The sequence below is a fragment of the Streptomyces sp. ISL-94 genome, assembly GCF_018614075.1.
In the GTDB taxonomy this organism is placed as follows: Bacteria; Actinomycetota; Actinomycetes; order Streptomycetales; family Streptomycetaceae; genus Streptomyces.
The window spans coordinates 19,640-28,361 of sequence record NZ_JAGGOZ010000032.1 but is presented as its reverse complement, the minus strand read 5'-3'; the positions used below and the strand labels follow the sequence as shown (position 1 = coordinate 28,361).

At 73.4% G+C, this 8,722-nt stretch carries 5 protein-coding genes; 1 reads left to right on the top strand and 4 read right to left on the bottom strand.

Translation table 11 applies throughout. The features are described from left to right. The first annotated feature begins 18 nt into the window (after window positions 1–18). The gene (locus J7E94_RS13005; RefSeq protein WP_215015150.1) at window positions 19–282 is read left to right on the top strand and encodes a chorismate mutase; all 264 of its coding nucleotides are present in this window, start codon (window positions 19–21) and stop codon (window positions 280–282) included. Window positions 283–681: 399 nt separating this feature from the next. Here J7E94_RS13005 and J7E94_RS13000 read toward each other — a convergent pair whose 3' ends face one another. The 4 genes from J7E94_RS13000 to J7E94_RS12985 form a co-directional block, all read right to left on the bottom strand. Next, window positions 682–2,481, bottom strand: a complete 1,800-nt coding sequence (locus J7E94_RS13000; protein ID WP_215015148.1) for a GMC family oxidoreductase N-terminal domain-containing protein — start codon at window positions 2,479–2,481, stop codon at window positions 682–684. 26 nt (window positions 2,482–2,507) lie between these two features. Continuing rightward, a complete protein-coding gene (locus J7E94_RS12995) occupies window positions 2,508–4,136 on the bottom strand; it encodes a succinic semialdehyde dehydrogenase (RefSeq protein WP_215015146.1) in 1,629 nt (542 codons plus the stop codon). Window positions 4,137–4,239: 103 nt separating this feature from the next. Then, window positions 4,240–5,883: a serine/threonine-protein kinase gene (locus J7E94_RS12990; protein WP_215015144.1), complete on the bottom strand. Its 1,644-nt coding sequence runs from the start codon at window positions 5,881–5,883 to the stop codon at window positions 4,240–4,242. Between the two features lie 125 nt (window positions 5,884–6,008). Continuing rightward, a complete protein-coding gene (locus J7E94_RS12985; RefSeq protein WP_215015142.1) occupies window positions 6,009–8,672 on the bottom strand; it encodes a protein kinase in 2,664 nt (887 codons plus the stop codon). Between the last annotated feature and the right edge of the window lie 50 nt (window positions 8,673–8,722).

Sequence of the window (8,722 nt, the reverse complement as noted above, 5' to 3'; positions counted from 1 at the left end):
CATTCTTAGGGAACCGCCGTGACCACGATCGCCACCACCCCCGAGCAGCTCATCGCCGGCTCCCGCGAGCGCATCGACGCCATCGACGACCGGATCATCGGCCTGATCCAGGAGCGGATGGCCGTCTCGACCGTCATCCAGGAGGCCCGGATCGCCTCGGGCGGCCGCCGCGTGCACCTCTCGCGCGAGATGGAGGTGCTCTCCCACTGGAGCGATGCACTCGGCAAGCCCGGTACCGCCCTGGCCATGACGCTGCTGGAGCTGTGCCGCGGCCGCGTCTGAGTCCCCTCGCCTTGAGCGGGTGTTCGTCACTCGTCCGGGCGGTGACCGCCCCCGGGCGCCCTTCGTTGGTGAGGATGTCCGCACCAGCCAGGTGCGGGACCGCAACACCACGCGTGGCTCCGCAGGAGCGATGAGACGTACGCCCCCGTGGAGCGTGCGTCGTGGGACCTCGCTCCCTCGCGTGACCGGACGGCAGGGGACAGCAGCCCGGTCGCCCCGTAAAGAACGGCCGGCCCAGGGGACGCCCCGGGCCGGCCGTTCCGCGTTGCCTTCACCGTGTGAGGGACACCACAGACCGGTCTCCGGGATTCCGGTACAACCTTCCGTAGCGACCGTCTGTCACTCATGTAACCGCGGTGGGTACCGCGCTCGGAGGGGGAGTGCGGTGCCGACCCCGGCCTATCCGGCCGGGTCCGGCGCCCTCGGCGGGATCTCCGGGACCGCCAGGAACGGCAGCCGCAGCGCGCCGAAGGCCTCCTTCGGGACGGCCGGGCGGGCCGGTTCCACCGCCGCGAGGCGTACGTAGGCCTCGCCCTGTTCCGGGCGCGGGTCCTGCTCGCCGTTGTTGGGCCAGTACGACATCGCCCGCTCCGCCTGCGCCGTGATCGTCAGCGACGGGTTGACCCCGAGGTTCGCCGAGACGGCCGCGCCGTCCACCACCGAGATGCCCGGGTAACCGTAGAGCCGGTGGTACGGGTCCACCACGCCCTCCTCCGCCGAGGCGCCGATCGGGCAGCCGCCGAGGAAGTGCGCGGTCAGCGGGGTGCCCATCAGCTCGCCTATGTTGCTGCCCGGGAATCCGTTGATCTCCTCGGCCAGCAGGGTCGCGGCCTGCGTGGCCTCGGCGATCTGGACGGGGTTGGGCGCGCCGTGGCCCTGGCGGGCGGTGAGCAGGCCCTTCCCGATGCCGCCGGGCTTGCGGTAGGTCGTCAGGGAGTTGTCCAGCGACTGCATGACCAGGCCGATGATGGTCCGCTCCGACCAGCGCCGGTTGGACAGCGACCGCGCCAGCTGCAGCGGGTGGCGGGCGGTGCGGGCGAACCAGGCGCGGACCCGGTGCTTGGCGTAGGGCACCTGGAGGACGGTCATGAACCCCATGGCGTTGGAGCCCTTGCCGTAGCGGACGGGCTCGATGTGGGTGTCGGCGTTGGGGTGCACCGAGGAGGTGATCGCCACGCCGCGGGTGAAGTCGGCGCGCTGCTCCTTGCCGGGGCCTGCGCCGTGGCGCTTGCGGTAGCGGCGGTCGTCGGTCTGCGCGCCGACCAGGCCCTCCGAGTTGGTCCGGGTCAGATCGCCGAGCCGACCCGAGATTTTCGGGAGCTCGCCGCGGTCCTTCATCGTGTGCAGCAGGGTCTGGGTGCCGTACGTGCCCGCCGCGACGACCACGTACCGGGCGCGCAGCACCTTCGCCTTGCCCCGGCGGCGGCCGTCGGTGGGGACGGTGCGGACGCGGTAGCCGCCCTCGGGGTGCTCGGAGAGGGCGGTGACCGTCGTCATGGGGTGGATGACGGCCCCGGCGCGCTCGGCGAGGTGCAGGTAGTTCTCGTTGAGGGTGTTCTTCGCGCCGTGCCGGCAGCCGGTCATGCACTCGCCGCACTCGGTGCAGGCCTTGCGGGCGGGGCCGGCGCCCCCGAAGTAGGGGTCGGCGACCTCGTCCCCGGGCCGGACCTTCGCCTGCCCCTCGGCATCCTCGCCGTCTCCGAAGAAGACGCCGACCGGGGCCATGTGGAAGGAGTCCGCGACGCCCATCTTCTCGGCGGCCGCCTTGAGGTGGACGTCGGAGGGGGTCATCGTCGGGTTGAGGCGCACCCCGAGCATCCGCTGGGCCTGCTCGTAGTACGGGGCGAGTTCCTCGCGCCAGTCGGTGATGGACGCCCACTGCCGGTCCTCGAAGAAGGGGGTGGGCGGCACGTAGAGGGTGTTGGCGTAGTTGAGCGAGCCGCCGCCCACGCCGGCGCCGGCGAGCACCATCACATTGCCGAGCAGGTGGATCCGCTGGATCCCGTACAGCCCGAGGGCCGGGGCCCACAGGTAGTTGCGCAGGTCCCAGCTGTTCTTCGGCAGGCTCTCGCGGGTGAAGCGGCGTCCTGCCTCCAGGACGCCGACCCGGTAGCCCTTCTCGGTCAGCCGCAGGGCCGAGACCGACCCCCCGAAGCCCGATCCGATGACGATGACGTCGTAGTCGTACGACTCAGACACGGTGCTGCCCCTTAGCGGAGTCTGATTTAGCGGAATCGGAGTGCCTTCATGACCTTGAGGCTGCGGGTCATGAACGCCGCGTACTTCTCGTCGTCCATGCCCAGCGAGGGCGCCATCGGGAGCAGTCGCTGGTGGGCGACGGTCTGGGCCTCGGTGTACTTGAGGATGCCCTCGGAGCCATGGCGGCGGCCGAGGCCGGAGTCCTTCATTCCGCCCATGGGGGCCTGGGCGCTGCCGTAGGCGGGGGCGTAGCCCTCGTTGATGTTGACGGTGCCGGTGCGCAGGCGGGCGGCGACGGCGTGGCCGCGGCGGGAGTCCTTGGTCCAGACGCTGGAGTTCAGGCCGTAGGCGGTGGCGTTGGCCTCGGCAATGGCCTGGTCCTCGTCGGTGAAGCGGTAGACGGAGACGACCGGGCCGAAGGTCTCCTCGCCGCACACCGCCATGGGCGCCTCGACCCCGTCGAGGATGGTGGGCTCGTAGAAGAGCGGGCCGATGTCGGGGCGGGCGGTGCCGCCGGCGACGAGGGTGGCGCCCTTGGCGACGGCCTCGTCCACGTGCCGCTGCACGGTCTCCAGCTGGCGTTCGCCGACGAGCGAGCCCATGTCGGCGCCGTAGGCGAGGGAGGCGCCGAGCCGCATGGCCTTCGTACGGGCGGCGAACCGCTCGACGAACGCGTCGGCGATCGAGGCGTGGACGTAGAGCCGCTCGATGGAGATGCACAGCTGGCCGGCGGAGGAGAAGCAGGCGCGGACGGCGCCCGCGGCGGCCTTCTCGATGTCGGCGTCGTGCAGGACGAGCATGGCGTTCTTGCCGCCGAGCTCCAGGGAGACGCCGACGAGGCGGTCGGCCGCGCCGCGGGCGACCTCGCGGCCGGTACGGGTGGAGCCGGTGAAGGAGACGTAGTCGGCGTGGCGGACCACCTCGGGGCCGACGACGGGGCCCTCCCCGAGGACGATCTGGAAGACCTCGGCGGGCAGCCCGGCCTCGATCAGCAGGTCGCGGGCCCACAGGGCGGTCAGCGCGGTCTCGGTGTCGGGCTTCATGACGAGCGCGTTGCCGGCCACGAAGGCGGGCAGGGCGTCGCCGACCGACAGTTCGAGCGGGTAGTTCCAGGGGGCTATCTGGCCGACGACCCCGCGAGGCTGGCGCAGCTCGGTGACCTTGGTGAGGGTGGGCATCGCGCCCGTGTGGCCCTTGGGGCGGAGGTACGAGGGGGCCTTGCGGCCGTAGTGGCGGGCGGCGACGGCGACCGCCTGGACCTCCTCGTGGGCGTGCAGGCGGGCCTTGCCGGTCTCCAGCTGGATGAGGTCGAGGACCTCGGCCTGCCGGGCGAGGACCAGGTCGTGGAAGCGGAGCAGCACGGCCGCCCGCTTGCGTACGGGGACTGCGGCCCAGGCGGGCTGGGCGGCGCGGGCCCGCTCGAAGGCCTCGGCGATGTCCTCGGGGGTGGCCTCGGGGAGCTCCGCGAGCCGGTCCCCGGTGAAGGGGGTGTGGTTGGCGGTGCGGCCGGAGCCGATGACTCCGCGGGTGAGGCGGGCGACGAGGTCGGGGGTCACCACGTCGGCGGCGGTCCGGGCACCGGCCGGGGCCGGGGCGACCGGGTTGGTGGGTTCCGGTGCGGTGCGGAGGGGGGCCGGGGCCTGCGAGTCCGTCATGGCGGTGAGCGTATTGCGCCCGGAGGCCTTTGGGTACCCGTGGGTAACCGGATTTTGCCATTTCCGCCAGCGATCGCTGGCAGGATGCGTGGAATCCGCCGTCCTACTGCTTCCCGGCGGGCGGCTCCCAGCCGCTGAGCACGGTGTCGAACTGCTGCTGGGTCGTGGCCCAGTCGGCGGCGGGCCCCGACATGTAGATCGCGTACTCGGTTTCGTCCGGGGCGATGTACATCTGCTCGACGGCCCGGCGGGGGCCGGCATGCGTCCCCTTCTCGGTCCAGCTGAAGTCCCAGAGCGCAGCCCGGGTGCTGTCCCGGAAGGTGTTCTGGTTCAGCCTCTGCTTCTTGTAGTCCGTCCGCTTCTGCACCTGCTTCTCCAGGTCGATCAGGTGCATGTACGGGGTGTCGTAGTCCGGGGTGGAGTCGGCGGCGATCCGGATGAAGTGCTTCCCGTTGTCCGGGGTGTAGTCGATCTGGTCGCCGTCCATCTGGCGCTTCCACCCGTCCGGGACGAAGAGGGTGAAGCCCGTGGGGTCGGTGACCTCGGTCCACCCGGCCGGCGCGGCGAGGGTCTCCTCCTCCTCGCCCTCGTCGCCCGACTTCCCGTCGGCGTTGCTCGTGGTCCGGTCGGAACCGCCGCCCTTGTCGGCGTCACCCGTGAACTTGAGCAGGCCGAACACACCGCCGCCGCCGAGCAGCGCCGCCACCAGGGCGATCACCGCGGCGCGCTTGATCCAGCCGTTCGCCGGGGCGGGTGCGGGGGCGGGTACCGGCGCCGTCTCCCGGGGCTCCGGCAGCGGGGCCGTCTGCCCGGTCTCCGTCGCCGGCGCCGCCGGCTCCTCGGGCCGGTGCTGCGCCGGGGCGAGTTCCTCCGAGGTCACCGCGCGCGTCGGCACGTACGCCTGCGCCGCCTTCGGCTGCCGGCCCTCCATCGCCTCCAGCAGCATCCGCTCCGTCTCCTCGGCCGAGGGCCGCTCCGCCGGATCCTTGCGCAACAGGGCGGTGATGACCGGCCCCAGCGCCCCGGACTGCTTCAGAGCCGGCGGTTCGTCGTTGACCACGGCTTGGAGGCTGGAGATGGGCGAGGTGCGGCGGAACGGCGAGCGGGCCTCGACCGCCGTGTACAGGGTCGCGCCCAGCGACCACAGGTCGGAGGCGGTGCCCGGGGTGCCGCCCGTGACCCGCTCGGGGGCCAGGTAGTCGATCGAGCCGACGATCTCGCCGGTGCGCGTGATGGACGAGTCGCCCTCGATCGCCGCGATCCCGAAGTCCGTGAGCAGCACCCGGCCGTCCTTGGCGAGCAGCACGTTGCCCGGCTTCACGTCCCGGTGCAGGACGCCGACCGCGTGCGCGGCGCGCAGCGCGCCCAGCACGTGCAGCCCGATCCTGGCCGCCTCGCGGGGCTCGATCCGGCCGGCCGCCTTGGCCGCCTCCGCGAGGGAGGGGCCGTCGATGTACTCCATGACGATCCACGGCCGGTCGTCGTGTTCCAGCACGTCGTGGACGGTGACGACCGCCGGATGCTGGATCCGGGCCGCGGCCCGGGCCTCCTTCTGCGTCCGGGCGTGCATGACGTCCCGGTCGGCCTGGGCCACGTAGAGACCGGCCGTCAGTTCCTTGACGGCGACGGTCCGGTGGAGCAGCTCGTCATGCGCGCGCCACACCTTGCCCATGCCGCCGCGACCGATCGGCTCGACGAGCCGGTACCGGCCCGCCAGCACGGCGCCCCCACCTGTCTGCTGTTCCACGAAATCCCGCCGCTCTCTGCACTTCAGGTCAGATTACGGAGCGCCAGGGTGCTGTCGGAACCGCCCGGCCGTCGAAAGCCCGCACTGTGACGCAATCGCCGTACTGACCGCCCGTCAGCCACCGTTCAGCCGCCCGACTTGTAACTCGTCGTGGCCTTTTCGAAGACCTCGGTGACCTTCCCCTGTTCGTCCTCGGGGCCGGTCACCATGACGACGTGGTAGCTGCCGCCGAGCGCGACGACGAAGTTGCGGGCGAAGACGTTGCGGCCGGTGCCGTCGATCCACGTGTACCGGCCCGTGGCGCGCAGCTGCTGGCCGACCTTGGTGGTCTTGATGTCGCCGACGGTGGACCAGGTGGAGGTCCGGTACGGGGTCAGCTCCGGTTCCTTGTCCTTCTGGTACGCCGCCGGGTCCGGGTTGCCCTGGACCTTGTCCCGGCCGGGGACGACGGTCAGGACGAACTGGCCGTCGGTGTAGCGGACCTGGCCGGCCTCGTTGATGCCGCGGCGCTCCCAGCCGTCGGGGACGGCGATCTCGAAGTGCTCCGGGTCCTGCTGGGTGGTGTAGCCGGGCGGGGCCGGGGCGGCCGTCTGGGGCGCCGGGTCGGACTCGGGAGTGCCGCTGGGTGTCTGTGAGCCACTCGGACCGGGACTCTGGCTCTGGCTCTGGCTCTGGCTCTGACCCTGGCTCTGCTTGGGCGGTGACTGCGCACTGTCGCCCGGGGTGTTCTTCGGCCCCTCCGGGGCGGCGGAGCGGGGCATGAACAGCAGCGCGTACGCCACCGCTCCGGCGAGGAGGACCAGGATGCCGACGAGCAGGGTCCGGCCGAGGGAGCGGGGCTTGCGGGGGGCCGCGGGATTGCGGTGCCGCCCGTGGAGGTCGCCGCGACGGCGTACGACGGGCAGCCGCGCGGGATCCGGCTCCGGCAGCGGCGCCGCCTCCGGCTCGGGGGCGGACCGTACGAGGGAACGCAGCCAGCCGCGGAGCTCCTCGAAGTCGGGGCGCTCGGTCGGGTCCTGACGCAGCAGCGACTCCACGACGGGGCGGAGCGCGCCGCACTCCTCCGCGAAGGCGGGGGGCTCGGAGCACACCATCTCGACGAGCTCGGCGACGCTGTCCTCGGGATACGGGGCATGCCCCTGCACGGCGCGGTACAGCAGCGCGCCGAGCGCCCAGAGGTCGGTGGCGGACCCGACGGGGGGCGCCAGCTGCCAGTGCCCCTGCACGGGCCCGGCCTGCTCGGGAGCCCACCGCTCGGTGACGGCCCCGACGACGGCCATCCGCGTCTGCCGTGCCCGTTCGGCTCCCAGCGCACTGGGCTGCGCCGCCGCCGTGTAGGCCCGTGCCCCGCCGCCCGCCACAGCCACCTCATCGGCCTGCCGGTACCCCTGCGGCAACGCCAACCGCGCGGGCAGCCCGGGCCGCCCGCCGCCCTCCACCTGCCTCTGCCCCTGCCCCTGCCCCTGCCCCTGCCCCTGCCCCTGCTCCTGCCCCTGCTCCCCGGCCTCCGGCCAGGCCCGCGGCTCCAACTCGGGCCAGGGCCCCGGCCGCTGTGGCGCGGGCCGGCCTTCCGGTACGGGTTCGGGCGACTGGTCCGGCTCCGGGTCCGAGAGGGACGGACGGCGCGGGGTGGCTCCGTGCCAGGGCTCGGTGGTGCCGGTCTCCGGGGTGCCGTACGGGTACGAGTACCCCTGCGGCAGGGCCGACCCCGCGGGCTTCGGCTCCGGCACCACGATGGGGCCGGAACCGGCCTTGCGCTGCTCGGTGACCTTGGCGGCGGCCGCCCGGGCCCCGGCCCGGTACGCGGCGATCGCCCCGGCCCGCGCGGCGGCCTGGAGGTCGGGCCGCTCCTCGGGCCGCCCGGGGGCGATGTGATCGTTGTACCGCGGCCCGGTGTCGTACCCCGGAGCCACCAACGGCGCGTACGAGGGCCCGCCGTCATCCCGGCCCGCGCCAGGCGCAGCGGCCGGACCACCGGACTCGGCATCAGTGCCCGTGCCAAGCGCGGCGGCCGGACCACGGAGCTCGACATCGGTGCCCGCAGCAGGCGCCACGGCCGGCCGGCCGAACCCGCCGTCCCCGCCCGCCGCAGGCGCAGCGACCTGCCCGCCGATCCCGGCACCAGGGACGAGCGCTGCCCCCTCCGAGCCGGCCGCAGGCGCGGCGGCGGGGGCCGCACCACCCCACCCCGCGTCCCCGCCGGAGGTGTCACGGCCCGGAACGGGGTCGTAGCCGCACAGGGCCTCCTCCGCCGCGCCGGCCGCGAGGCCGGTCAGTACGACGCGCCCGTCCTCGCACACCAGCACCGTCCGCACCGTGATGTTCCGGTGCGTCCACCCGTGCGCGTGCAGCACCCGCAACGCGGTCAGGACGTCCGAGGCCACCTCAGCCGCCCGGTACGGGCTCAACGTCTCATCGGCGATCAGCGCCGCCAGCGGCCGCGCCGGGACCAGTTCGCTCACGATCCACAGCGACCCGCCCTCGGCGAAGACGTCGAAGACCTGGTCCAGCCGCGGATGGTCGGGGATGGCGGCCGCCGCCTGCGCCGCCTCGATGGCGCGCCGTACGGCCGGCAGGTCCGCCGGGTCGCGGCGCCCGGCCGCCGGGACGGCCCGCGGGCCGTCGAGCAGCTCCGCGTCCACGACCTCCGGCAACGGCACCTGCCGTACCAGGACTTCCTGCCCGCTCCGCGTGTCGAAGGCGCGGGTCTCGATCAGCTCGTACTCGTCCGACGGCGGCAGCGGCAGGCGGTACCGGTGGGCCAGGATCCGGCCCGCGTACTCCTCCACATCGCCTCCCCCGAGTGCTGGGGGCACCCCCGTGGCCCCGCTGACACGAT

What these genes read in the sequence shown, in the direction of transcription:
- J7E94_RS12995 (WP_215015146.1), bottom strand. Translation starts at nt 4,136, where the DNA reads ATGACGGACTCGCAGGCCCCGGCCCCCCTCCGCACCGCACCGGAACCC.